At 63.6% G+C, this 26,826-nt stretch carries 17 protein-coding genes and 2 tRNA genes; 14 read left to right on the forward strand and 5 right to left on the reverse strand.

The window, feature by feature from the left end:
* Positions 1-103 precede the first annotated feature (103 nt).
* The 8 genes from tig to ACCD03_RS13250 all read left to right on the forward strand — a co-directional run bounded on the left by tig (position 104) and on the right by ACCD03_RS13250 (position 8,985).
* Complete coding sequence (tig, locus tag ACCD03_RS13215; RefSeq protein WP_092970246.1) at positions 104-1,447, forward strand: trigger factor; 1,344 nt, start codon at positions 104-106, stop codon at positions 1,445-1,447.
* Between the two features lie 41 nt (positions 1,448-1,488).
* Positions 1,489-2,136, forward strand: a complete 648-nt coding sequence (gene clpP / locus ACCD03_RS13220; protein ID WP_024975598.1) for an ATP-dependent Clp endopeptidase proteolytic subunit ClpP — start codon at positions 1,489-1,491, stop codon at positions 2,134-2,136.
* A 197-nt stretch (positions 2,137-2,333) separates the two neighbouring features.
* Positions 2,334-3,608, forward strand: a complete 1,275-nt coding sequence (gene clpX, locus ACCD03_RS13225; RefSeq protein ID WP_009238059.1) for an ATP-dependent Clp protease ATP-binding subunit ClpX — start codon at positions 2,334-2,336, stop codon at positions 3,606-3,608.
* A 170-nt stretch (positions 3,609-3,778) separates the two neighbouring features.
* Complete coding sequence (lon, locus tag ACCD03_RS13230) at positions 3,779-6,193, forward strand: endopeptidase La (RefSeq protein WP_045206284.1); 2,415 nt, start codon at positions 3,779-3,781, stop codon at positions 6,191-6,193.
* 103 nt (positions 6,194-6,296) lie between these two features.
* Positions 6,297-6,623, forward strand: a complete 327-nt coding sequence (locus tag ACCD03_RS13235) for an HU family DNA-binding protein (protein WP_394373637.1) — start codon at positions 6,297-6,299, stop codon at positions 6,621-6,623.
* Between the two features lie 67 nt (positions 6,624-6,690).
* Positions 6,691-6,766, forward strand: a tRNA-Val gene (locus ACCD03_RS13240).
* 44 nt (positions 6,767-6,810) lie between these two features.
* Positions 6,811-6,887, forward strand: a tRNA-Asp gene (locus ACCD03_RS13245).
* Between the two features lie 157 nt (positions 6,888-7,044).
* Positions 7,045-8,985, forward strand: a complete 1,941-nt coding sequence (locus ACCD03_RS13250) for a SurA N-terminal domain-containing protein (protein ID WP_413411923.1) — start codon at positions 7,045-7,047, stop codon at positions 8,983-8,985.
* 84 nt (positions 8,986-9,069) lie between these two features.
* Here the strand turns inward: ACCD03_RS13250 and lepB are convergent, their stop codons facing one another.
* Both lepB and ACCD03_RS13260 read right to left on the reverse strand, forming a co-directional pair.
* On the reverse strand, positions 9,070-9,762 hold the full coding sequence (gene lepB, locus ACCD03_RS13255; protein WP_413411925.1) for a signal peptidase I: 693 nt from the start codon (positions 9,760-9,762) through the stop codon (positions 9,070-9,072).
* An 84-nt stretch (positions 9,763-9,846) separates the two neighbouring features.
* Positions 9,847-10,455, reverse strand: coding sequence for an arylesterase (locus ACCD03_RS13260; protein WP_413411940.1), 609 nt, complete (start codon positions 10,453-10,455; stop codon positions 9,847-9,849).
* Between the two features lie 73 nt (positions 10,456-10,528).
* On the opposite strand from ACCD03_RS13260, the gene ACCD03_RS13265 reads away from it, so the two are divergent.
* A complete protein-coding gene (locus ACCD03_RS13265) occupies positions 10,529-11,239 on the forward strand; it encodes an ABC transporter ATP-binding protein (RefSeq protein WP_232042879.1) in 711 nt (236 codons plus the stop codon).
* 9 nt (positions 11,240-11,248) lie between these two features.
* Here ACCD03_RS13265 and pgi read toward each other — a convergent pair whose 3' ends face one another.
* On the reverse strand, positions 11,249-12,868 hold the full coding sequence (pgi, locus tag ACCD03_RS13270; protein ID WP_413411927.1) for a glucose-6-phosphate isomerase: 1,620 nt from the start codon (positions 12,866-12,868) through the stop codon (positions 11,249-11,251).
* A gap of 72 nt (positions 12,869-12,940) precedes the next feature.
* Complete coding sequence (locus ACCD03_RS13275) at positions 12,941-14,536, reverse strand: NAD(P)H-hydrate dehydratase (RefSeq protein WP_413411929.1); 1,596 nt, start codon at positions 14,534-14,536, stop codon at positions 12,941-12,943.
* Positions 14,537-14,621: 85 nt separating this feature from the next.
* Here ACCD03_RS13275 and ACCD03_RS13280 point away from each other — a divergent pair, with 85 nt between their 5' ends.
* From ACCD03_RS13280 to ACCD03_RS13295, 4 genes are all read left to right on the forward strand, one after another.
* Complete coding sequence (locus ACCD03_RS13280) at positions 14,622-15,191, forward strand: winged helix DNA-binding protein (RefSeq protein ID WP_009238068.1); 570 nt, start codon at positions 14,622-14,624, stop codon at positions 15,189-15,191.
* Positions 15,192-15,338: 147 nt separating this feature from the next.
* Positions 15,339-19,439 (forward strand): phosphoribosylformylglycinamidine synthase, encoded by a 4,101-nt coding sequence (gene purL / locus ACCD03_RS13285; RefSeq protein WP_413411932.1) that lies wholly within the window; start codon positions 15,339-15,341, stop codon positions 19,437-19,439.
* 290 nt (positions 19,440-19,729) lie between these two features.
* Positions 19,730-23,623, forward strand: coding sequence for an autotransporter domain-containing protein (locus ACCD03_RS13290; protein WP_413411934.1), 3,894 nt, complete (start codon positions 19,730-19,732; stop codon positions 23,621-23,623).
* Between the two features lie 222 nt (positions 23,624-23,845).
* Positions 23,846-24,739 (forward strand): transporter substrate-binding domain-containing protein, encoded by an 894-nt coding sequence (locus tag ACCD03_RS13295; RefSeq protein ID WP_413411937.1) that lies wholly within the window; start codon positions 23,846-23,848, stop codon positions 24,737-24,739.
* On the opposite strand, the gene ACCD03_RS13300 is transcribed toward ACCD03_RS13295, so the two are convergent.
* The gene (locus ACCD03_RS13300; RefSeq protein WP_413411938.1) at positions 24,740-25,666 is read right to left on the reverse strand and encodes a LysR family transcriptional regulator; all 927 of its coding nucleotides are present in this window, start codon (positions 25,664-25,666) and stop codon (positions 24,740-24,742) included.
* Positions 25,667-25,797: 131 nt separating this feature from the next.
* Between ACCD03_RS13300 and ACCD03_RS13305 the strand changes: the two genes are divergently transcribed.
* Positions 25,798-26,562 (forward strand): SDR family NAD(P)-dependent oxidoreductase, encoded by a 765-nt coding sequence (locus ACCD03_RS13305; RefSeq protein WP_413411939.1) that lies wholly within the window; start codon positions 25,798-25,800, stop codon positions 26,560-26,562.
* Positions 26,563-26,826: the final 264 nt, after the last annotated feature.

A 26,826-nucleotide genomic window follows, 5' to 3' on the forward strand; every position in this document is an offset into this window, starting at 1 on the left:
GCCGCATTCCTGCAAGCCCGGCAAGACCAAGAACTTTGAACCACGGCTGCTGCTGGCGCTGCGCCGTTCGACGCAACCATTTTCTGAATCTGGAATTACGACCATGTCGACTATCGAAAACCTCGGCAAGCTTGATCGCAAAGTGACCCTGGCTGTCCCGAAGGCCGAAGTGGAGCAAGAGAAGCAAAGCCGTCTGGCGCGTCTGTCCAAGACCGTCAAGATGTCCGGCTTCCGCCCGGGCAAGGTCCCCATGAAGATGGTCGAGAAGCAATACGGCCAGCAAGTCGAATTCGAAGTTCGCTACGACAAGGCTGCCCGTCAGTTCTTCGACATCACGAATGAGCAAGGCGTGAAGGTTGCCGGCCAACCGCGCTTCGAGCTGAAGACCGAAGGCGTGGCCGATGATCAAGTCGCGTTCGACGCCACCTTCGAGGTGTATCCGGAAGTTAAGCTCGGCGATCTGGCCGGCGCAGAACTGACCCGCACCAAGACCGAGATCACCGATGCCGAGATCGACAAGACCCTCGACATCCTGCGCAAGCAACGCGTGCACTACCACCCGCGCGGCGAAGCCGGCGAGCACGGCGACGGCGGTGCAGCCGTTGCACAGGATGGCGACCGCGTGACGGTCGATTTCGTGGGCACGATCGATGGCGTGGAATTTGCCGGCGGCAAGGCTGAAGGGTTCAGCTTCGTGCTGGGCGAAGGCCGCATGCTGCCCGAGTTCGAACAAGCCACGCTGGGCCTGAAGCAAGGCGAGTCGAAGAAATTCCCGCTGGCATTCCCCGAGGACTACCACGGCAAGGACGTCGCCGGTAAGACGGCTGAGTTCACCGTCACGCTCAAGCAAGTCGAGTGGGCACACCTGCCGGAAGTCAACGAAGCCTTCGCGCAATCGCTGGGCATCGCCGACGGCAACCTCGACAAGATGCGCGCCGACATCCGCGAAAACCTCGAGCGTGAAGTCAAGCGCCGCACGCACGCGCTGCTCAAGGACCAAGTCATGGAAGCGCTGCTGAAGGTGGCAGAGCTGGACGTGCCGAAGTCGCTGGTCGAGCAAGACCAAGAGCGTCTGGTCGAAATGGCTCGTCGTGACCTCGAGTCGCGCGGCATGCCGAACGCCAAGAACATGCCGATCCCGGCCGAGATGTTCACGCAGCAAGCTGAGCGTCGCGTGAAGCTGGGCCTGGTGCTCGCCGAAGTCGTAAAGGCCAACGGCCTGGAAGCCAAGCCGGAGCAGATCAAGGCCGAGATCGAAGAGTTCGCCAAGAGCTACGAAGATCCGAAGGAAGTCATCCGCTGGTACTACGGCGACCAACAGCGCCTGGCCGAGATGGAGGCCTACGTGCTCGAAAACAACGTGGTAAATTTTGTGTGCGACAAGGCCAAGGTTACTGACAAGGCCGTGTCGTTCGAAGAGCTGACCGCCACGCCGGCGCAAGGCTGATTCGATCGATAGAGTTTCCGAAATAAGCACCGGAGAACCGCATGATCCGCAATGAACTGATCGACCAACTTGCCCGCACTCAGGCTTCCGCGCTCGAAACGCAGGGGCTTGGTCTGGTGCCGATGGTGGTCGAACAGTCTGGCCGCGGCGAGCGCGCCTACGACATCTACTCGCGCCTGCTCAAGGAGCGAGTGATCTTCATGGTGGGCGAGGTCAACGACCAGACTGCCAACCTCGTGGTGGCACAGTTGCTGTTCCTGGAAAGCGAGAATCCGGACAAGGACATCTCGCTGTACATCAATTCGCCTGGCGGTTCGGTATCGTCCGGTCTGGCGATGTACGACACGATGCAGTTCATCAAGCCGGACGTGTCCACGCTTTGCATGGGTATGGCGGCTAGCATGGGCGCATTCCTGCTGGCGGCCGGCGCGAAGGGCAAGCGATTAGCCTTGCCGAACTCGCGCATCATGATTCACCAGCCTCTGGGCGGTGCACGTGGCCAGGCCTCGGACATCGAGATCCAGGCGCGCGAGATTCTGTACTTGCGTGAGCGCCTGAACACCGTGCTTTCGGAAGCGACCGGTCAACCAGTCGACAAGATCGCGCGCGACACGGATCGCGACAACTTCATGAGCAGCGAACAGGCCAAGGAATATGGCCTGATTGACCAAGTCATCGCCAAGCGCTGAAGTGTCAAAATCACGCGTCGATGTGCGCGGTAGGCGGTATTGCCGGTGCGTTCCACGGCACACCGGTTAACCGCGTCAAACATGTCAAGCGGTGTCAAAAACGAGGCCTCGCGCCTCGTTTTTGCTTTGAACAACACCTGCGGATCGTCGCCAGATAATTTGGCGTATGATGCTGCCAAGAACTACTGGTAATCGTTATGGCGGACAAGAAAGGCTCGACTGGCGAAAAGCTGCTGTATTGCTCGTTCTGCGGCAAGAGTCAGCATGAGGTCAAGAAACTGATTGCCGGCCCCTCGGTCTTCATCTGCGATGAATGTATCGACCTGTGCAACGAGATCATCCGGGACGAAGCTGCCATCTCCGAAAAGGAAGGTGGCTTGGCGGTCAAGTCCGATCTGCCCACGCCGCATGAAATTCGCCAAAGCCTGGACCAATATGTGATCGGTCAGGAGCAAGCCAAGAAGATCTTGGCGGTTGCGGTTTACAACCATTACAAGCGTTTGAAGCACCTCGGCAAGAAGGACGATGTCGAGCTGTCCAAGAGCAACATCCTGCTCATCGGGCCGACTGGCTCGGGCAAGACCCTGCTTGCTCAAACGCTGGCGCGTCTCTTGAACGTGCCGTTCGTCATCGCCGACGCCACTACGCTGACCGAAGCCGGTTATGTGGGCGAGGATGTCGAAAACATCATCCAGAAGCTGCTGCAGAACTGCAATTACGAGGTAGACAAGGCCCAGCGTGGCATCGTCTACATCGACGAAATCGACAAGATTTCGCGCAAGTCTGACAACCCTTCCATCACCCGGGACGTTTCTGGGGAAGGTGTGCAGCAAGCGCTGCTCAAGCTCGTCGAAGGAACGATGGCGTCGGTGCCCCCGCAAGGTGGTCGCAAGCATCCGAACCAGGACTTCCTGCAGGTGGATACGACCAACATCCTGTTCATCTGCGGTGGCGCGTTCGATGGTCTGGAGAAGATCATCATGCAGCGCTCCGACAAGACCGGTATCGGTTTTGGTGCGGAGGTGCAGAGCAAGGAAGAGCGCGATGTCAGCGAAGTGCTGCCGCAAGTGGAGCCAGAAGATCTCATCAAGTTCGGTCTGATTCCCGAGTTGATCGGCCGCCTGCCCGTTGTGGCGACGCTGGCCAAGCTCGACGAGGCTGCCTTGATGGAAATCCTGGTGGAGCCCAAGAATGCAATCGTCAAGCAGTACCAGAAGCTGCTGGCAATGGAAGGGGTGGAACTGGAAATTCGTCCGAGCGCGCTTACGGCAATTGCCCGCAAGGCAATCAAGCGCAAGACGGGGGCGCGCGGTCTGCGTTCCATTGTCGAGCACGCTTTGATGGATGTGATGTATGACCTCCCCAACCACAAGGGTGTGCAAAAGGTGGTGATCGATGAAAGTACGATCTCCGACGAAGGCAAGCCCTTGCTGATTTACGAAGAGCAACCCAAGGTTGCAGGTTCCAACTGACGCGAATGCCCGGCCGGGATGCGCCGTATGCGTCCCATGCAGGAAGCCGTTCGCTCGCGAGCGGCTTTTTTTGCTTCGGGAAACCGGGTCGGCATGCGACTTGCAGCAGCGGTCTTGTAAAACCGTCGCTGTGCCCAATTTAGCCCTTACATGACTTTCTGGGGAAAATAATGTCCGGAACCCAACTTTTACCCGCTGAGCAGATTCGCCTGCCGCTGTTGCCGTTGCGTGACGTGGTGGTGTTTCCGCACATGGTGATTCCGCTGTTCGTGGGTCGCCCCAAATCCATCAAGGCGCTGGAAGCTGCGATGGAGGCGGGCAAGAGCATCATGCTCGTGGCGCAAAAGACCGCCGCCAAGGACGAGCCGACCGACAAGGATCTCTACGAGGTCGGCTGTATCGCCAACATTCTGCAGATGCTGAAGTTGCCGGACGGCACCGTGAAGGTGCTGGTCGAGGGCACGCAGCGCGCCAACATCCTTTCCGTTACCGACGACGAATCGCACTTCTTCTGCGAAGCTGTGCCCGTCGGTCCGGAGCCCACTGAATCGGCCGAGACCGAGGCGCTGCGTCGCGCCATCGTGTCGCAGTTCGATCAGTACGTGAAGCTGAACAAGAAGATCCCGCCTGAGATCCTGACCTCGCTGTCGGGCATCGATGAGCCGGGTCGTCTGGCCGACACCATCGCCGCGCATCTGCCGATCAAGCTTGAGCAGAAGCAGAAGATTCTCGAGATGTTCAACGTGACCGAACGTCTGGAGAGCCTGCTGTCGCAACTCGAAGGCGAGATCGACATCCTGCAGGTGGAAAAGCGCATCCGCGGCCGCGTCAAGCGCCAGATGGAGAAGAGCCAGCGCGAGTACTACCTGAACGAGCAGGTCAAGGCCATCCAGAAGGAGTTGGGCGAAGGCGAGGAAGGTGCCGATCTCGAAGAGCTGGACAAGAAGATCAAGGCCGCCCGCATGCCGAAGGAGGCCAAGAAGAAGGCCGAGTCCGAGTTCAAGAAGCTCAAGCTGATGTCGCCGATGTCGGCCGAGGCAACGGTGGTGCGCAACTACATCGACACCTTGGTCGGTCTGCCGTGGCGCAAGAAGAGTAAGGTCAACAATGACCTGTCGAACGCCGAGCAGGTGCTGGATCAAGACCACTACGGCCTGGAGAAGGTCAAGGAACGCATCCTTGAGTACCTCGCAGTGCAACAGCGCGTCGACAAGCTGAAGGCGCCGATCTTGTGCCTCGTGGGGCCGCCGGGTGTCGGCAAGACCTCGCTCGGGCAGTCGGTGGCGCGTGCAACGAACCGCAAGTTCGTGCGCATGGCGCTGGGTGGCGTGCGTGATGAGGCTGAGATTCGCGGTCACCGTCGTACCTACATCGGGTCGATGCCGGGCAAGATCCTGCAGAGCCTGACGAAGGTCGGCGTGCGCAACCCGCTGTTCCTGCTCGACGAAATCGACAAGATGGGCGCGGATTTCCGCGGCGACCCGTCGTCTGCTTTGCTCGAAGTGCTGGACCCGGAACAGAACCACACGTTCCAGGACCACTACATCGAGGTGGACTTCGATCTGTCGGACGTGATGTTCGTAGCGACGTCGAACTCGCTGAACATTCCGGCACCGCTGCTGGACCGGATGGAAGTGATTCGCCTGTCGGGCTACACGGAAGACGAAAAGGTCAACATCGCCCGCCGCTACTTGCTGCCCAAGCAGATCAAGAACAATGGTCTGAAGGACGGCGAGATCGAGGTGACCGAAGCCGCGCTGCGCGACATCATCCGCTACTACACGCGGGAAGCTGGCGTGCGTTCGCTGGAGCGCGAGGTCTCGAAGATCTGCCGCAAGGTCGTCAAGCAATTGCTGCTGAAGAAGGAAGCCAATACGTCTGTGAAGGTCGATTCGGAGAACTTGGACAAATTCCTTGGCGTGCGTCGTTTCGACTTTGGTCTGGCCGGCAAGGAAGACCAAGTCGGCCAAGTGACCGGTTTGGCATGGACCGAAGTGGGCGGCGATCTGCTGACCATCGAAGCCGCGCTGATGCCGGGCAAGGGCAACATCACCCGCACGGGTTCGCTGGGCGACGTGATGAAGGAGTCGGTCGAGGCTGCGCGCTCGGTGGTGCGTTCGCGTTCGGCGCGGCTGGGTATCAAGGATGAGATGTTCGAGAAGCGCGACATCCACATCCACGTGCCCGAAGGTGCGACGCCCAAGGACGGCCCGTCGGCGGGTATTGCGATGACGACGGCGCTGGTGTCGGTGCTGACCGGTATTCCGGTGCGCGCTGACGTGGCGATGACCGGCGAAATTACCCTGCGCGGTGAAGTGCTGCCGATTGGCGGCTTGAAGGAAAAGCTGCTGGCAGCACACCGCGGCGGCATCAAGCTGGCGCTGATTCCGGAAGAGAACGTCAAGGACCTAGCGGACATTCCGGACAACGTGAAGAACAGCATCGAGATTCAGCCGGTGCGCTGGATCGACAAGGTGCTGGAACTCGCGCTGGTGCGCAAGCCGGAGCCGCTGCCGGAAGAGGAAGCCAAGCCGGCACCCGCCAAGGGCGACGACGGCAAGTCGCAGGAAATGGTGCATCACTGATACCGTAGCCTGCCAAGGTTGAAGAAGGGCCCGACATGTTCGGGCCCTTTTTCTTTGCGCAGGCTGCGACGTGTGGCACACAGTTCTTCGCCTTGACACGTCGATTGGCGGCCACTTTAATGAATCCACACTAGCGGGTGTTCGGGGAGGTGGCACGATGAACAAGACAGATCTCATCGACCATGTGGCGGCGCAAACTGACATGTCAAAAGCCGCGGCGGGGCGCGCCATCGACGCGCTGATCGACGGCATCAAAGATGCGTTGTGCGAGGGTGGGTCGGTCACGCTGGTTGGCTTCGGTACGTTCCTCGTCGGCAAGCGATCCTCACGTAATGGACGCAATCCGCGTACGGGGGCGGCCATCACGATCGAAGGTGGCAAGGTTGCGAAATTCAAACCTGGCAAAGCGCTAAAAGATGCGCTAAACTAGCGGGCTTTGGTGCTCGTGAGTGACAACGCGGGCGCCGGACAGTCCGGCTCACGCCGGCAGTACGAACGGGTGCTTAGCTCAGTTGGTAGAGCAGCGCCCTTACAAGGCGCGGGTCGGGAGTTCGAGCCTCTCAGCACCCACCATCGTTCGTATTGCCGCTCCAGCGTCGGATGGTCCGACCCAATTTGGAGCGGTAGTTCAGTCGGTTAGAATACCGGCCTGTCACGCCGGGGGTCGCGGGTTCGAGTCCCGTCCGCTCCGCCAAATCCTGTGCAAAGGCCCGATTCGTTCGGGCCTTTGTCTTTTCAGCGGCGAATGCGTTGCAGGTCATGCTTGCACGCTGTGCCGCGATTGTCCGGAATGTCGGCGGCACCTGATAGAATCGCCGGATTTTCCATCTTCCATTCACCTCCGGTCCAGCATGCTTGATTTCGTACGTACGCATCGGCGCTTGATGTTTCTGGTGCTGCTGATTCTGGTGTTCCCTTCGTTCGTGTTCTTCGGCGTTCAGAGCTATTCGAGCTTCATGGACAGCTCGCATGACGCGGCCAAGGTCGACGGCAAGGTCATCTCCACCAACGAAGTCGACGCGCGCGTGCGCGAGCAGACGGAGCGTCTGCGCCAGATGCTTGGTGCGCAATATGATCCGCGCCAGTTCGAAGGTCCGCAGATGCGCCGCGATGTGCTCGACGGCATCATCCAGCAACGCGTGTTGGCCAATGAGGTCGTGCATGCGAACCTGACCATCTCGAACGAGAAGATTCGCGACACGATCCTGCAGATTCCGGCCGTGGCAGCGCTGCGCAAGCCGGATGGTTCGTTCGATCAGGAAGCCTACGTCCGCCTGCTTTCCGCGCAAAACATGACGCCCGAGCAGTTGGAAGGCAATCTGCGTTTTGAGCTGTCGCAGCAACAGATTCCGCAATCGATCGTGTCGTCGGCGTTCGTGCCGAAGTCGCTGGTGGAGCGACTGATCCAGGTACGCGATCAGCAACGCGAAGTGCAGGCGCTGCTGTTCAAGCCGGCTGACTACGCAGCAAAGGTCAACCCGGACGACAAGGCGATTCAGGCTTATTACGACGCGCACCAGCAGGAGTTCTCCGTGCCGGAGCAGGTCAAGGCCGAGTATGTCGTGTTCTCGGGCGAAGACATGATGAAGCAGATTCCGGTCACGCCTGAGCAGATCAAGGAGTACTACGACCAGAACGCTGCGCGCTTCAAGACACAGGAAGAACGCCGCGCCGCGCACATCCTGATCAAGCTGCCCGACAACGCCAAGCCCGCCGACAAGGAAGCCGCCAAGAAGAAGGCCGAAGAAGTGCTTGCCGAGGTGCGCAAGAACCCCGCGAGCTTTGCCGAACTGGCCAAGAAGTACTCGGGCGATCCGGGTTCGGCTGCGCAGGGTGGTGAACTGGGCTTCCTCGGCAAGGGCGCGACCGTGCCTCCGTTCGAGAACGCTTTGTTTGCGCTCAAGCAGCCGGGTGATATCAGCGATGTGGTCCAAAGCGATTTCGGTTTCCACATCATCAAGCTGGAAGAAGTGAAGGGCGGCGGCGTGCAGCCGCTGGAAGCCGTCAAGCCGGAGCTTGAACGCGAACTGCGTACGCAACTCGCCAACAAGAAGTATTCGGAGCTGGCTGATGCGTTTTCCAACACGGTGGAAGACCAGTCCGACAGCCTGAAGCCGGTGGCTGACAAGCTCAAGCTGCAGATTCAGACGGCCGACAACGTGACCCGCACACCGAGCCCGGCGCAGTCAGGCAGCCCGATCGGCAACGACAAGGTACTTAAGGCGCTGTTTGCAGACGACGTGATCAAGAATCACCGCAATACGGCCGCCATCCAGGTGGGACCGACCACGCTGGTTGCGGCGCGGGCGGCGGAGTATCGTCCCGCCACGGTCAAGAAACTGGCCGACGTGCGTGAGCAGGTCAAGGCCAAGGTGATCGCCGAGCAAGCGGCTGCGCTGGCCAAGAAGGCTGGCGAAGAGAAACTGGCCGCAGTGAAGCAGAGCAACAGCGCCGATGGCTTCAGCGCAGCACAGACTGTCTCGCGCCAGCAGGCACAGGGCACGTCTCCCGCTGCACTGACGGCAATCTTGCGTGCAGATGCGACCAAGCTTCCGGTCACCATCGGCGTGGACCTGGGTGCCCAAGGCTACGCGCTGTATCGCATCAACAAGGTGCTGCCGCCGGCCAACGTGGACGAGGCGCGCCGCGCTGCCGATGCTCAGCAACTGGCTCAGGCTGCTGGTCAGACCGAGTTCAATGCCTACTACGAAGCACTGAAGGCGCGCTCGAAGGTGAAGATCAACAGCAACGTGATTGACGCCAGCAAACCTGCCAATACGGCAGAGGACTGATACGGCACGCTGCGGGTAGCCTGACGAAAAAGCCCCCTCGATGTTGAGGGGGCTTTTTCTTTGCGTACTTTCTTTGGGGGGCGACTAGTCCAGCGGCTTGCCGATGCGGGCGAGGCGCGGCATGTACCAGTGGTCCGGATCGAATGAGAGTGCCACGTGGGAAGCGCGGGCAATCAGGTTCTTGCGCGGCACGAGGCCGAAATAACGCGAGTCTCGGCTGTTGTCGCGGTTGTCGCCCAGCATCAGGTAGTGGTCTTGAGGGACGGTAATAGGGCCGAAGCTGCGCAATGCTCGCACTTCCGGCAAGACCATCACCGTGTGCTCGCGACCGGGCAGGGCTTCGGACCAGAGTTCGTGCGGCAGCGTCGCTGTCGCTTGGGGCAACGCTCCCGGTGCCACGTCCGGCAATGGGGTATAGGCGATGCGCCGCTGATTGATGTAGAGCGCTTCGCCGCGCATTTCAACGACATCGCCAGGTAGACCGATCAGCCGCTTGACGAGCTTCGTGCCATCTTCCGGCGAGGAGAAGACGACGACATCACCACGTCGCGGCTCGTTGCCGCGTTTGAGCCAGACGGTGGTGGCCGGTACGCGCACGCCGTAAGCCAACCGGTTCATCAGGATGTAGTCGCCCTCGATGAGGGTGGGGTTCATTGAGCCGCTGGGCACGACTGCCCAGTCGGCAATGCAGGCGCGGAAGGCGAAGAGCAACGACATGCCGACCAGGAACCGCTTGTTGTCGCGCGCTGCACGCAGCCCGCTTGCCAGAAGCTTCATGGTGTCCGCCCGTGTGAGATGTGGCCGCGCATGCGACTTAGGAACCCAATGCGCCTGGTGGCGCAAGTCGGCGCGGCAGAATTGTCATCTTCCGACCCGGGCTTTGAGAAGAGGTTCCAGTTTGGGCCACACGTTATCGAGCATCGTCGGTTGCGCTGCGGCAATGGGGTGGATGCGGTCTTCCTGGAACCAATCTGGCCGCTGTGCAACGCCATCAAGCAGGAATGGTACGAGCGGCAGCTTGTACTGCTGCGCCAGCTTGCCGAACATGGCGAAGAAGCGCTCGCTGTAATCCGGGCCGTAGTTGGGCGGGATGCGCATGCCCACCAGCAACACCTTCGCGCCGGCTGCTTGCGAGGCTTCGATCATTGCCTTCATGTTGCCCTCGCTGGATGCAAGCGAGAGGCCGCGCAGCGCATCGTTGCCGCCCAGTTCGAGAATCACGACAGAGGGCTTTTCGCGTGTCAGCACGGCGGGCAGGCGTGAGCGGCCGCCGGCCGTGGTGTCGCCGCTGATGCTTGCATTGGCGACGCTATAATCGGGCTTCCGTTCTTTGAGGCGCTTGTCGAGCAACGCGACCCAGCCTGTGCCTTGCGCAAGGCCGTATCCCGCCGACAGGCTGTCACCCAGCACCACCACGCGATGCGATGCCGGCGCGCCTTGTGCTGCAGCCGTCTGCGCGAGTGGCAGCATGCCGAACACTGCGCAGCCAAGCGCTGCTACAAGTGACTTCACGCTGCGTCTTCTACTACCTACCAGTCCAATCATGTCGTCTTCCGCTACCTGGGTGATTGAAGTCGATTCGCTGCACAAGACTGTGCGCGATGCCACCGGTGAGTTGCCTATTCTGAGCGATGTTGCCTTCCGTGTGGAAAGGGGCGAGACATTGGCGATTGTTGGCGCTTCCGGCTCGGGCAAATCGACGCTGCTTGGGTTGCTCGCAGGCCTGGACTTGCCGACGTCGGGTTCCGTCAAGCTGCTGGGCAACGACCTGTTCAAGTTGGATGAGGATGGCCGTGCGGGCGTGCGCGGCAGCCACGTGGGCTTTGTCTTCCAATCGTTTCAGCTGCTGCCCCATCTGACGGCACTTGAGAACGTGATGCTGCCGTTGGAGTTGCGTGGCGATGTCAGCACCGCCGAAATGCGCCGACGCGCCACGGTTCTGCTGGAGCGCGTTGGCCTGGGAGCACGGCTGTCGCACTATCCCAAGACGCTGTCCGGTGGCGAGCAACAGCGCGTGGCCCTCGCACGCGCGTTCGTGACCGAGCCCGACATTCTCTTTGCCGATGAACCGACGGGCAGTCTCGACACCGCGACCGGCGAGGCCGTTATCGCGCTGATGTTCGAACTCAACCGCAGTGCCGGCTCCACGCTGGTTCTAGTGACGCACGACCGCTCCGTTGCAGCGCGTTGCAGCCGCATTCTCACCATCGAAGCCGGGCATCTTGTCGGCGACGAGACCGTCACCGAACTCTGAACGTTTGCGTCAGAGCGTGGCTTTGGCGCGGCGGATCAGCGCCGCCGTCGACGCATCGTGCGCCACAGAGGCGGGCGCACCTTCCAGCTCTGCCTGGATCGGCTTGGCGAGCTTCTTGCCAAGCTCCACGCCCCATTGATCGAACGAGTTGATGTTCCACACCGCACCCTGCACGAAGGTGCGGTGCTCGGCGCAGGCGATGAGTGCCCCGAAGGACGCGGCGTCGAGCCGTTCCATCAGGATGGTCGTGCTCGGACGATTGCCTTCGAACACCATGTGTGGCACCAGCGCTTCGTCGGTGACGCCGCCGGCGCGGACTTCATCGGCGGTGCGGCCGAGCAGGAGCGCCTCGCCCTGTGCGAAGCAATTGGCGAGCAGCTTGGCGTGGTGGCCGGGCAGGCTGCGCACCGGCTCCAGCGTGGTGATGAAATCCACCGGCACGATCTGCGAGCCTTGGTGGATCAGCTGGAAATACGCATGCTGTCCGTTGGTACCAGCCGTGCCCCATACGATGGGACCGGTGTCGGTATCGATGGCTGCGCCGGTACGCTGCACGGATTTGCCGTTGCTCTCCATCTCGAGCTGTTGCATGAAGTCGGTCAGCAGCCCCAGTGGCGCGCAGTACGGCACGGTACAGGCACTCGCCGCGTCGAAGAAGCCGCGATACCAGACCGACAACATCCCGAGAATGAGCGGTAAGTTTTCGCGCGGCGCGGCTGTGGCGAAGTGACGGTCCATCGCGCGCGCGCCGTCGAGCATCGCTTCAAATTGCCGCGGCCCGATCGCCAGCACGATCGACAGGCCCACCGCCGACCACAGCGAGAACCGCCCGCCAACCCAATCCCAGAACGTGAACATGTTGTCCGGGTCGATGCCGAACTGGACGACCGCCTCGCGGTTGGTAGAGACGGCGACAAAGTGGTGCTTGAGCTGGCTTTCCGCCACGCCATGCTCGACAAACCAGCGGCGCATGCTGTGCGCGTTGGCCATTGTCTCGAGCGTGGTGAACGTCTTGGAGCAGACGATGGCGAGCGTGGTGTCCGGGTTCAGATGGTCGAGCGTTTCGGCCAAGTCCGTGCCGTCGACGTTGGAGACGAAATGCACGCGCACCTGCGGCACGGCAAGGTGGTCGAGCGCGCGGCACACCATGCGCGGGCCGAGGTCCGAACCACCGATGCCGATATTGACGATGTCCGTGATGCGCTGGCCGGAATGGCCCGTCCACGCGCCGCTATGCACGCGGTTGGCGAAGTCGTGCATCTGGGCCCGCACGCGCAGCACTTCGGGCATGACGGGCTCGCCGTCTGCGCGATAGTCGTCATCCGCTTGTCCCCGCAAGGCCACGTGGAGGACGGAGCGGTGCTCGGTGTTGTTGATGCGGTCGCCGCGCAGCATGGCGTCGCGCAGCGTGAGCACGCCAGCCTCGTCGGCCAGTTGCAGCAGCAGGGCGAGCGTCTCAGGGGTAATGCGGTTTTTGGAGTAGTCCACCGTCAGGCCAGCCGCTTCCAGCGTGAAGGCGCGTACCCGTTCCTCGGCGTCCGGCGCGGCAAACCAGTTGCGCATATGCGTCGCGCGAATCGATTCAGCATGTTGCGTCAGAGACTGCCAGGCGGGTAGAGCTGTGGGCATACGGGCGGGATGTGACGTGAGATTGGTGCGGGAAAACGAATGCGCAGTATAACGGCGCTGTATGACGGCTTTCTATCGGCGAACGTCCGACGCCAGCAGGGCGTTGAGAGCACGTCGTGCCGGCGCGCATAGCTCGCTGGCGTGCAAGCCGATGGGGCCGACGCCCGCCTGGACAAGATCGTCAGCAGCGCGACCATGCAGCCACACGGCCGCGGGTGCGGCTTCGCGCGCACCCATGCCTTGCGCAAGCAAGGCGCCGATCATGCCGGTCAGCACATCGCCTGTACCACCAGTGGCGAGTCCGCCGTTGCCGGTGGGGTTGACGGCCGGCGAGATGCCCGGCGCCGCGATAACCGTGCCCGAGCCCTTGAGCACGACCACCGCGCCCGTCCGATTGACAAGCGCCTTGGCGGCGGCCAGCCGATCGCGCTGCACGGCGTGCGCATCGGTATGCAACAGGCGCGCAGCTTCCAGCGGATGCGGTGTCAGTACCAGCGGGACACCGCTTCCGGCCAGTTGCGTGAGGCGCGCGAGCAGGGCCGGCGTTTTCGCAAATAGGTTGAGTGCATCGGCATCGAACACGGCGGGCGTGCGCGCCGAGAGCATGCGGTCCAGCAGATGTTCGAGCGCAGCTTCTGACTCTTTGCCGGTGCCCATGCCCGGGCCCACGGCGAGCGCCTGCATGCCGCCCAGATCGAGGGCGCCCCAGGTGTGCAGCATCAATTCAGGTTGCGCGGGGTCGACACGCGGTGCATCGGTGGCAAGCGAGACCACGTGCACCTTGCCAGCGCCTAGATAGAGCGCACCGCGCGCTGACAGCAGCGGCGCTCCGACCATACCGGCCGCGCCGCCCACGATTGCCGCACTGCCGTACGTGCCTTTGTGGCCGTTATGCCGGCGGGGTGGCACGTGCGCGAGCCAGCGTGACGGCGTATTGACGAATGCGTCCGCTTCGATCACGCCGTCATAAGCGGGCTGCGCGGCTTGCAGGTCGGCCAGCGCAATGTCGCCGGAGGCATCGCGGCCATCGCCCGTCAGCAAGCCCGGCTTGACGGCGAGAAAGGTGATGGTGGCGCGCGCCTGGATAACGGGCGAATCTGAGGCGGGCGGCTGGCCTGTATCGCCGTTCAAGCCCGAGGGAATGTCCAGTGCGTACACCGGCAGGCCGCTGGCGTTGATGGTGTCGACCAGCGCCGCATGCAATCCCGTCAGCGGCCGGGCGAGCCCAATACCAAAGAGGCCATCGACGATGGCTGAGGTGGCCGCCGGCACCGAAGCCGTCGCGTGCAAACGTTCGATGGGGACATTGGCGGCACAAGCCTCCGTCCAGGCGCGGCGCGCATCGTCGGGCAGCTTGGCGGGGTCTGCGGCAAGCCACACCGTGACGGCGCGCCCGGCCAGATGCAGTACCGTCGCCGCAACGAGTGCATCGCCGCCGTTGTTGCCTGGGCCGGCAACGAGCAACACGTGCCCATGTGGCGCGCGCGTCTGTAGCCAATCGGCGGCAGCTTCGCCCGCGCGCGCCATCAGGGTGAAAGGTTCGAGGGATCGGTAAGCCGCCGCTTCCAGTGCGCGGATGCCGGCCGTGCCGAAGAGCAGGTCGGCGCCGGTGTGTGCGGCCAGGGCACCGTCGATCAGGATTTCGCGCCAAGCGGGCTGTGAGGACATGGCAACTACGCTTTCCACTGTGCAGACATGACGATCTATTCTCTTACAATAGCCCGCGTTTCTGGTCCTTTCCCAGCCCGTTGCAATGTCCAAATCGCCGACCACCCCGAAAGCTGATCTGCCGCAATCCGCAGCCAATGAAGACGCAGGCAAGGGCGGGCCGATCGTGTCTTCGTCGCATCTGGTGTCGGCGCGCAGCCCGGAGCTGTCGGAGTTCGAGTTTGCGCTCAACACCGCCTACAACGCCTACAACCGCTGGTGCGTGCGCTGCATGGCAGCCGCCGGCGTGCGCGACCTGACCTTCCTCGATGTGCTGGTGGTGCACCACGTCAACCACCGCGGCCGCGCCAAGCGTCTGGCCGACATCTGCTTCGTGCTCAACGTGGAAGACACCCACCTTGTGACGTATTCCCTCAAGAAGCTGCAGGGAATGGAACTGGTGGAGGGCACGCGCAACGGCAAGGAAGTCACGTACACCACCACCGAAGCCGGAGAAAAGGCCTGCGCCCGCTACCGCGAGATCCGCGAGCAGTGCCTGACCAGCAATATTTCGCCCAGTGGCGAGGAAAATGCCGAGATTGGCGAGCTGGCGCGCCTGCTGCGGGTGCTGACGGGCCTGTACGAGCAGGCCGCCCGGTCCGCCACGTCGCTGTAAAACGGGCGTTTGCAGTCGGTTGCAGCCGAGGCAGCGCCATTTTCGGCCGATTTGAGGGTCGGTAACGAGGGCAGGGCAAGGTACAATAGCGGTTTCCCCGCGCACGCCGGGAACTCCTCCTTCCAGCTACTGCCTGCCTTGCCCACCATGGCGCATTTCTCGTGCTTTCCCGGCGCTCTCGCGCTGTCCGCCTTCCGTCAGCAACGCCTGCTTTCCACCCTCAAGCGCATCGATCCCGATATCGATGCCGTCAGTGCCCAATACCTGCATTTCGTGGCCGCCGACACGCCGCTGTCGGCCGATGAATCTGCCCGTGTGCAAGCGCTGCTGACCTACGGTTCGCCCGCTCCGGCCGATGTCGAGGGCGACCGCTTTGTGGTCATCCCGCGCTTCGGCACGATCTCGCCTTGGGCCAGCAAGGCGACGGAAATTGCCCGCCACTGCGCACTGCCGCAAATTCACCGCATCGAGCGCGGCGTGGAATTTACCGTCACGTGCAAGAAGGGCCTCATCCGCAGCCTGACCGGTGCCGCCAAGCACCTGGACGACGCCACCCGCGCCGCCGTGGCCGAGCACTTGCACGACCGCATGACGGAAACCGTGATCGACTCGCGCGAAGCCGGCTACGGCCTGTTCGACGTGTTGCCCGCTAAGGCATTGCGCTTTGTGGACATTGGCGGCGGCCATGATGCTGGACGTCGTGCGCTGGAAGCCGCCAACGTCGAGATGGGCCTGGCCCTGTCCGATGATGAAATCGACTACTTGGTCGACGCCTACCGCAAGCTCGAACGCAACCCGACCGACGTCGAGCTGATGATGTTCGCGCAGGCCAACAGCGAGCACTGCCGCCACAAGATCTTCAACGCCGACTGGACCATCGACGGCGAGACGCAGGACAAGTCGCTTTTCGCGATGATCCGCAACACGCACCAGCTCGCGCCGCAGGGCACGATCGTCGCGTATTCGGACAACGCCGCCGTGATGGAAGGCGGCATGGCCGAGCGCTGGTTCCCGCACGCAGGCACGGAAGGCGAGACGGGCGTGCCGCAATACGGCCGCCGCGAAGCGCTCACGCACACGCTGATGAAGGTGGAGACGCACAACCACCCGACCGCCATCTCGCCGTTCCCGGGCGCGTCGACCGGCGCCGGCGGTGAAATCCGCGACGAAGGTGCAACGGGCCGCGGCGCCAAGCCCAAGGCGGGCCTGACCGGCTTTACCGTGTCGAACCTGCTGCTGCCGGAAGCCGTGCAATCGTGGGAAAACGCCCGCGATACGGCGCAGCCCGTGGCACATCGCAACCCGAATGAAGCCGCACCTGGCCCGGTCGGCAAGCCTGACCGCATCGCCTCGCCGCTGCAGATCATGATTGAAGGCCCGATCGGCGGCGCAGCGTTCAACAACGAATTTGGTCGACCCAACCTGGGCGGCTATTTCCGCGTCTACGAGCAGAACGTTGGCGGCACCGTGCGCGGCTATCACAAGCCGATCATGATTGCCGGCGGCATCGGCAATATCGACGCTGGCCACACGCACAAGCACGGCCTGCCGGCCGGTACGCTGCTGATCCAGCTGGGCGGCCCCGGCATGCGCATCGGCATGGGCGGCGGCGCTGCCAGCTCGATGGCCACTGGCACCAATACCGCTGACCTGGACTTCGATTCCGTCCAGCGCGGCAATCCTGAAATGCAGCGCCGCGCGCAGGAAGTCATCAATGCGTGCTGGGCGCTGGGCGAAGACAACCCGATCCTCTCGATCCACGACGTGGGCGCGGGCGGCATCTCCAACGCTTTCCCGGAAATCGTGGACGGCGCCGAAAAGGGCGCGCGCTTCGACCTGCGCCAGGTGCATCTGGAAGAATCCGGCCTCAGCCCGGCGGAAATCTGGTGCAACGAATCGCAAGAGCGCTACACGTTGGCGATTGCCCCCGGCGATTTCCCGCGCTTCCAGGCCATGTGCGAGCGCGAGCGCGCGCCGTTCTCGGTGGTCGGTTTCGCCACGGATGAACAGCAACTGCAAGTCGTCGACAGCGACACTGCACCCGATGTCGCCGAGCACTTCCCCGTCAACATGCCGATGGACGTGCTGCTCGGCAAGCCGCCGCGCATGCACCGTGACGTGCACCGCGTCGCGCAGGAATTCCCGGAAGTCGATGTCACCGGCCTGGACCTGGAAGTCGTCGCGCGCGACGTGCTGCGCCACCCGACCGTTGCCAGCAAGTCGTTCCTCATCACCATTGGCGACCGCACCGTTGGCGGCCTGAACACGCGCGACCAGATGGTCGGCCCGTGGCAGGTGCCGGTGGCCGACGTGGCCGTCACCACGCTGGACTACAAAGGCTACGCCGGCGAGGCGATGACGATGGGCGAGCGCACGCCGCTGGCCGTCATCAACGCGTCCGCATCGGGCCGCATGGCCATCGGCGAGTCCATCACGAACATCGCCGCTGCACCCATCGACTCGCTCACGCAACTGAAGCTGTCGGCCAACTGGATGGCCGCCTGCGGCGTGAGCGGTGAAGACGCCCGCCTGTACGACACCGTCAAGGCCGTCGGCATGGAGCTGTGCCCCGCGCTGGGCATCAGCATTCCGGTGGGCAAGGACTCGTTGTCGATGCGCACCAAGTGGGAAGACGAGGGCGCTGCCAAGGAAGTCGTGGCGCCCGTGTCGCTCATCGTCTCGGCGTTCGCGCCGGTGACGGACGTGCGCAAGACGCTCACGCCGCAGCTCAAGCAGGTTGAATCGGCCAACGCGCCGGCCGACACCACGCTGATCCTGATCGACCTGGGCCGCGGCAAGAACCGCATGGGCGGCAGCATCCTGGCGCAGGTCACGGAGCAGATCGGCAACAGCGTGCCCGACGTGGACGACGCCGAAGACCTCAAGCGCTTCTTTGCGGCCATCCAGCAACTGAACGCGAGCGGCTCGCTGCTGGCGTACCACGACCGATCGGACGGCGGCCTGTGGGCGACTGTCTGCGAAATGGCGTTTGCGGGCCACTGCGGTGTGTCGATCAACGTCGACATGCTCACGCTGGACGACGCAGCCGACCATGGCGACGCCAAGAACTGGGCGCAGCAAGTCTCCGGCCGCCGTGCCGACCTGACGCTGCGTGCGCTGTTTGCCGAAGAGCTTGGCGCCGTCATCCAGGTGCCCCTGGCCCAACGCGACGCGGTGTTCGCGGTATTGCGCGAGCACGGCCTGGCCGGCTGCAGCCACGTGATCGGCGCGCCCAACGCCAACGACCACATCGAAATCTGGCGCGACGCCAAGAAGGTGTTCAGCGCGCAGCGCACGGAACTGCAACGCACGTGGACGGATGTCTCCTGGCGCATCGCCAGCCTGCGCGACAACCCCGAGTGCACGCAGAGCGAGTACGACCGCATTCTCGACGCGCAAGACCCGGGCATCTCGCCCAAGCTCACGTTCGACATTGCGGAAGACGTGGCCGCACCGTTCATCGCCACGGGTGCCCGCCCGCGCATGGCGATCCTGCGCGAGCAGGGCGTGAACTCGCAGATCGAAATGGCCTACGCGATGGACAAGGCCGGCTTCGACACTTACGACGTCCACATGAGCGATCTGCTGGCTGGCCGCACCACGCTCGCCGGCTTCAAGGGGTTCGTGGCCTGCGGCGGCTTCAGCTACGGCGACGTGCTGGGTGCGGGTGAAGGCTGGGCGAAGACGATCCTCTTCAACAGCATGCTGGCCGAGCAGTTTGCGGCGTTCTTCAACCGCGCCGATTCGATCGCCCTTGGCGTGTGCAACGGCTGCCAGATGATGGCGAACCTCGCCCCGATCATCCCGGGCGCGGGTGCATGGCCGAAGTTCACGCGCAACCAGTCGGAGCAATACGAAGGCCGCCTGGTGACCGTGCAGGTCGAAGCGTCCCCGTCGATCTTCTACGCGGGCATGGAAGGCAGCCGCATTCCCATCGTGGTTGCGCACGGCGAAGGCTATGCCGACTTCTCCCAGCAGGGCGACATTGGCAAGGTGGCCGTTGGCCTGCGCTACGTCGACAACCGCGGCGAAGTCACGCAGACGTATCCGCTGAACCCGAACGGCTCGCCGCAGGGTATTGCCTCTGTGACGACGCACGACGGCCGCTTTACTGCGCTGATGCCGCACCCGGAACGTGTATTCCGTGCTGTGCAGATGAGCTGGCATCCGAAGGAGTGGGAAGCCGCCGGCGACGGCAGCAGCCCGTGGATGCGGATGTTCCGCAATGCGCGCAAGTGGATGGGCTGACCTGTCTGCTGCAGCAATGAAAAACGCGCCGGGGTGACTCGGCGCGTTTTTTTTGCCCCCAGCCAAAGCCATCGACCCCGCGCGGCAAGCCATGACCAATGGCCAGGGCAATATTTCCTAGGCAAGTGTTATATTTCGCGCGCATGCGCCCCCATCAATAAGTCGAAAAAAGACGGTATCCACCGGACGGCGCGCCAGAGAACAACAAACAAAAATGGGTCGATTGCGCCGCGGTCCTGCCTCTCAGTGGCCAGCGCCCGACCCATGGGTCTATGCAACGAGGGGTCAACATGAACCGGGTCTATCGGCTGGTCTGGAGCCGCACCTTGCGTGCTCCGCAAGTGGTATCCGAACTTACGAGGGCGTCGCACGGGGGCGTTGACGCCAGCCACGACACGGCGCCCGCGCGTCGGCGCGCATCCATCATTTCAATCGGGGTGTCACTCGGTCTGGCCGGCGCGGCGCTGCCGGGTTGGGCCGCGACCTGTTCGTCGAGCACGATCGCAAACTGCAGCGCTGCTGGCGGTAACGGTATCCCGAACCGCAGCGGCAATGGTGGCAGCGGCAACGGCGGTGGCGGCGGTGGGTCCGCTCTGGGTGGCGGCACCTCCACCGTCCAGGTTCCGGGCGGGCCGACTTCCGGCGGAACGGGCGGTACTGGTGCCGCGAACGACAGTGGCCAAGGCGGCCCCGGAGGAGCCCCCGATGTGGTGCTCGCTGGTGATGCCGTGATCAACGCGAACGCGCAGGGCGGGGCTGGCCAGGGCTTCGATGGATTCAATTTCGCGGGGGGCGGCGGAGGCGGAGGCGCCGGCGTGTATTCCACCGGCACCAGCGTCACTGTCAACGGCGGCGTGACCGTGCAAGGCGGAACCGGCGGAAATGGCGGTGCCGGCACATCGGGGTCGGCCTCCAACGGCGGTGGCGGCGGCGGTGGCGGCGCAGCGTTTGTCATGGTGACGCCGGCTGCCGACGTGAACAACCAAGGCACGCTGGTGGGCGGCAATGGCGGTAACGGAGGTGGCGGCGGAAACCCGGGCGGCGGAGGCGGAGGCGGCGACGGTTTGCTGACCTTGGGTTCCGGCACTCAGGTGACCAACATTGGGACGATCGTGGGCGGTGTAGGCGGTGCCAGTGGTGGCGGCGGCAGCACGGCCGGGACCAGCGGCGCGGGCGTCAATCTGGCTGCCGGGTTCAACGTGCTTTCCAACGTCGGCACGATCACTGGCGGGGCCGGCAATGGCGGTGCCGCGGGCGCGGGCGTCATTTCCAACGGTGACGTCATCGTCAATGGCGGCACCATCAGCGGCGGCTTGTACAGCGATGGCGTCACGCGCGCGGCAGCCATCCAGTTCAACGGGGCGAACAACACGCTGCAACTGCTGACGGGTTCCAACATCATCGGCAACCTCGACGTGGAGGCGGGGGCAGCAGCCAAGATCACGGCCGGCAGTGCAGGCCTCGCGCTGTCCAACAACATCACGCTGGGCGATGCCACGTCGCGCGTCACGCTCGATGCGACCACGACGAACCTCGTGGTGTCGGGCGTCATATCGGGCGCGGGCAGCGCGGCCGTTACCGGCAGTCGCACGATCACGCTGACGGGCAACAACACGTATACGGGCGCTACCACCATCACCACTGGCACGCTCGCGCTGTCCGGTGCCGGAAGCATTGCGGCGTCCTCGGGCGTGGTCAACAACGGCACGCTCGATATTTCTGGGACGACCTCGGGCGCCACCATTAACGCACTGACCGGCACCGGCGCGGTGGCCCTGGGTGGCCAGACGCTAACCTTGTCCAACGCCGCCGGCACGTTCAGCGGCGTTATCGGCGGCGCAGGTGGGCTGACCGTGGCGGGTGGCACGCAAACGCTGTCGAACACAAACGTCTTTACCGGCGCAACGACCATCAACGCGGGCACGCTAGCACTATCGGGTGCAGGCAGCATTGCGACCTCCGGCGGGGTGGTCAACAACGGCACGTTTGATATTTCTGGGACGACGTCCGGCGCCACCATCAGCACCCTGACGGGCTCTGGTGCAGTCGTGCTGGGCGGCCGGACGCTGACTTTGGCGAATGCGGCCGGGACGTTCAGCGGTGCGATCGGCGGGACGGGCGGCCTCACGGTCGGCGGTGGCACGCAAACGCTGTCGGCAGCGAATGGGTTCTCCGGGGCAACAACCATCAATGCAGGGACACTCGCGCTGTCAGGTGCCGGCAGCATTGCTGCGTCCTCGGGCGTGGTCAACAACGGCACGTTTGACATCTCCGGTACGACGTCCGGCGCAACCATCAATGCCCTGACGGGCTCCGGCGCCGTCGCCCTGGGCAGCCGGACGCTCACCTTGGCGAATGCCTCTGGCACGTTCAGTGGCGCCATTGGCGGTACGGGCGGCCTCACGCTGGATGGCGGCACACAAACGCTGTCCGGCGTGAATACGTATAGCGGGGCAACGACCGTCAACGCCGGGACGCTGGCGTTGACGGGCGTCGGCCGCCTGGCGTCGGTTACGACCGTCGCGCTCGCAGGGGCAACGTCGGCACTCGATCTGTCTGCTGGCGTGAACCAGACCGTGGCGCATCTCTCCGGCGTCACGGGTAGCCGCGTGGTGCTGGGCGGCGCGCTCACGCTGGCTGACGATTCCTCTCAAACCTTCAGCGGCAGCGTGAGCGGCAACGGCGCGGTGATCAAGCAAGGCACGGGCACGCTCACGCTCAATGGCGTTAGCAGCGGCTTCGCCGGGTCGACCACGGTAGCGGGCGGCACGCTGGCGGTCGGCGATGCGGCAAACGCCAGCGCCGTGCTTGGCGGCAATGTCCTGGTGAACGCGCTTGGCACCCTGCGCGGCCATGGCACGGTTTCCGGCGATATCAGCAGCAGCGGGGTGGTCGCGCCGGGCGGCTCCATCGGAACGCTCTCAGTGGGCGGCAATTACACGCAAGGCTCGACTGGTGCGCTCGCCATCGAAGTCAGCCCGACGGAGGCATCGCAACTGCGTGTGGGCGGTGCTGCAGCGCTTGGCGGCTCGCTCGCCATCATGTTCGATCCGGGTACCTATACCGCCCGCCGCTACACCGTCCTGAGCGCAGCCAGTGGCCTGACAGGGCGCTTCGCAAACGTCAGCACAGCAACGGCGGGAGCCAACCTCGGCACGCTGCAGACATCGGTGGACTACGGAACGAATACGGTCGACGTGCTGCTCGCTGAAGCAACAGGGCCCGGCACCCCCGGCAGCCCGACCGTCGTGGCGCCAACAAAGACCTCCATCTATACGGCGCTGGGTACGACAGCACTGCTGCAGGCACAGGGCGTCAACTCAACGCTGCTCGGCCGGTTGTCGGGGCCGCAGGATGCCCCGGGTGGTTCCAAGGATGTGTGGGTCACGGCCAGCGGTTCCAGCACAAAGGTGGGCGGTACGGGCAATGCGCCGGGCTTCCTCACGCACGCCTATGGCTTCCTCGCGGGCGCGGAGGGCCGCCTTGGCGCTGCCACTCTGGGTGCGGCGAGCGGCTACACGCACACCACGCTCGGCGAAGACACCACCGGCGCATCGGGCGCCATCGACACCCTGCGCATCGCGCTTTACGGGGCGCAGCCGATGGGCGCCGTCAATCTGTCGGCCACGGTCGGCTACGGGCTCGATTTCTTCTCGCAGAAGCGGCCGTTCGGCAGCGTTGGTACCGCCGAGGGCGACCATCTCGCGCACGAATTCACCGCCGCCACGCAAGCCAGCTTGCCGATGGAAGCAGGCGGCATCCGGCTCGCGCCGCATGTGGGCCTCCGATATGCCTACGTGCGCGGCAGCGGCTTCGGCGAGAACGGTGCCAACGGCCAGAACCTACAAGTCGGCCCGGACAGCGCGCGCAGTCTCCAACCGTATGTGGGTGTCACGCTCGACAAGGCATTCGGCGATGCCGTGCGCCCCGTCAACGTGCAGCTTCGCGTGGGCTACGCGCACGAGCTGATGAACGCCGGCCGCGTCGTCCAGGTCCAGAGCCAGGACGGCACCGTGTTCGCCGCCCCTGGCACCGACCTGCCGCGTTCGTTCCTGACAACTGGGGCGAGCGTCATGCTGCAGGCTGCCAAGGCAACCACGGTGTCCTTGGGCGTTGATGCGACCATCAACACGAGCCATGTGTCTGCGCAGTCCGCCTACGTGCGGGTCAACCACAGGTTCTGACGGAGCAGGGCGTGCCGATGCGCACGCTGCGCCGATCGACGAATAACGCGCCGGGGCAACTCGGCGCGTTTTTTTTGCTGAACCACGCGTGTCCGGCATGTTGACCTGCATCAATGGCAAAAACGGCCTGACGCCTAGATTTCCGTAGAGAGGGCGCTGTAGCAGCCAAAGCCGACAGAGCAACAGAGCAACAGAACGCGGGGCGCATCCATGGAGACGCAAATGAAGACGATTCGCACACTTGCTTCCACGCTTGTCGTGGCCGGCCTAACGGTTGCTGCCGGAAGCATCCACGCGCAGACGCTCGAGAAGATCGCGGCGGCAGACAAGATCACGGTTGGTTATCGTGAAGCGGCGGTTCCGTTCAGCTACTTGCTGGGCCCGAACAAGGCCGTGGGATTCTCCGTCGATCTGACGCAAGCCATCGTCGACGATGTACGCGCCCGGTTGAAAAAGCCGTCTCTCCAGGTCGACGCGATTCCGGTCACTGGCACGAACCGGATTCCGCTGCTGGTCAATGGCACGTACGACCTCGAATGCGGATCGACCACCAACACCAGCGCGCGGGGCAAGGAGGTGGCCTTCTCGATCAACTTCTTCTACGCGGGAACGCGCCTTTTGACCAAGCGCGATTCGGGCATCAAGAACTACACGGACTTGGCGAACAAGACTGTCGCCAGCACTGCCGGCAGCACGAACGAGAAGGTGCTGAAGAAATTTGCCGTCGACCACAACATCGACGTCCAGATCATCTCCGGCAAGGACTATGCAGACGGGCTGAAGCTGGTCGAAACCGGCCGAGCGTCGGCATTGGCGCTGGATGACGTGCTGCTATACGGCCTGCGGGCCAATTCGGCCAATCCGGCGGCGCTGGAAGTTGTGGCGGAGACGCTGCAGGTTGAGCCGTACGCCTGCATGGTCCGCAAGGACGACCCCGCCTTCAAGCGGCTCGTGGATGCAACCATCACGCGACTCATGAAATCCGGCGAGTTCACAGCGCTGTACAAGAAATGGTTCGAGTCGCCCATCCCGCCCGCCGGTGCAAACCTCGACATGCCGATGAGCGACGCGCTGCGCGCCAATCTGAAGAAGCGCAGCGACAAGCCGGTACAGTGACTATCGCCCGCTCGATGCCGTTTCCAGGTTCGGCGCCAGCAGTTCTGCCATCCAGTTCATGAACACCTGCGCCCGCACCGGCAGATTCCGCCGGTTCGGGTACACCAGTGACACCGGCATCGGCGGCGGCCGAAAGTCGGGCATCACCTCCACCAGCGTTCCGTCCGCAATCGCCGATGACAGCCCCGCATACACCGGCGCCTGGATCATCCCCAGCCCCGCGCGGCACGCAGCGTCGTAGCTCTCCGCCGAGCTGACGGTCACCGCACCCTTCATCGGCCGGAACGCGGAGCGGCCATCCACCGTGTATTCCCACCCGGGCGACTTCGTGCCCAGCGTCTGCACGTAATGGACGATGCGATGGTGGTCGAGGTCTTCGAGCGTTTTCGGCATGCCATGGCGTGCGAGGTAACTGGGGCTCGCGCAGTTGACCTGATGCAACTGGCCCAGCGGGCGCGCGATGAGGCTGCTGTCGGTCAGGTTGCCGATGCGCAATACGCAGTCGAAGCCTTCACGCACCGGGTCAACACGGCGGTCTGTGCTGGAGAGTTCGATTTCCAGCTCGGGGTGCGCATCGAGCAGCGCGGGCAGGGCGGGGATGACGATGCGGCGTGCGACACCGACAGGCATGTCGACGCGCAGGCGGCCGCGCAGCGCCTGCGGGCTCTGGCGGAACATCGTCTGCAGCTCGTCCATGTCGGCCAGCAGGTCCTGGCAGCGCTCGTAGAAGGTCTGGCCGTCTTGCGTGAGCTGCACCTTGCGGGTGGTCCGGTGGAGCAGGCGCGTGCCGAGCATCGTTTCCAACTGTTGCACCGCCACCGAGGCGGCCGGTTTGGGAATGCTCAGGGCTTCTGCCGCACGCGTGAAGCTGGCAAGTTCGGCCACGCGCACAAAGATCTGCATGGCTTCGAGTCGATTGGCGGACATGGCGGGCGGGTGGATTGTTATCTGTGGACAAACACAGCGATAGGATAAGCGAGATTTATTCTTTGTTTATCGCCCAATACCATGCTCTCACGGTGTTCGACACCCATCTCAAATCCAACCGGAGAGCAAACATGACGCAGACCCACACCCCCATCGCGATCGTCACCGGCGGCAGCCGCGGCCTTGGCAAGAATATGGTGCAGAAGCTGGCCCAGCGCGGCACCGACGTCATCTTTACGTACCGCAGCAACCGTGCTGAAGCCGATGCCCTCGTCGCGGAACTGACTGCCCAGGGCCGCCGCGCCGCCGCCTTGCAGCTCGACGCCGGCAAGATCGCTACGTTCCCCGCCTTTGCTGATGCCGTGCGCGGTGTGCTGGCGCGGTGGAAGGCCGAGCGCTTCGACTTCCTGGTCAACAACGCTGGCGTTGGCGTGCATGCCGCAGTGGCTGAAACCACCGAAGCCCAGTTCGACGAACTGATGAACGTGCACTTCAAAGGCGTGTTCTTCCTCACGCAGATCCTGCTGCCGCTCATGGCGGACGGTGGACGCATCGTGAATATCTCGTCGGGGCTGGCGCGTTTTGCGATGCCGGGCTACGGCGCGTATGCGGCAATGAAGGGTGCAGTGGAGGTGCTCACGCGTTATCTGGCCAAGGAACTCGGGCCGCGCGGCATTGCCGTGAACGTGGTGGCGCCGGGCGCAATCGAGACGGACTTTGGCGGCGGTGCAGTGCGCGACAACGCCAATCTGAATGCGATGGTGGCTTCCAATACGGCGCTGGGGCGCGCTGGTGTGCCGGATGACATTGGCGGCGTGGTGGCCTCGCTGCTGTCGCCGGACAACCGGTGGATCAACGCCCAGCGGATTGAGGCATCGGGTGGAATGTTCCTGTAAGCGGCGCGCCTCCCCGCGCATGGGGTTCAGAACGCCAACTGTGGAGTTCTGAACCCCATGCGTCGAGCTCCGAGCTCGGGACGTCGAGCAAAAAGCTCCATGCGTCGAGCTCCGAGCTCGGGACGTCGAGCAAAAAGCTCCATGCGTCGAGCTCCGAGCTCGGGACGCCGAGCAAAAAGCTCCGTGTGTCGAGCTCCGAGCTCGGGACGTCGAGCAAAAAGCTCCATGCGTCGAGCTCCGAGCTCGGGACGCCGAGCAAAAAGC

The sequence above is a fragment of the Ralstonia sp. Ralssp135 genome (assembly GCF_047304345.1).
GTDB lineage: Bacteria > Pseudomonadota > Gammaproteobacteria > Burkholderiales > Burkholderiaceae > Ralstonia > Ralstonia chuxiongensis.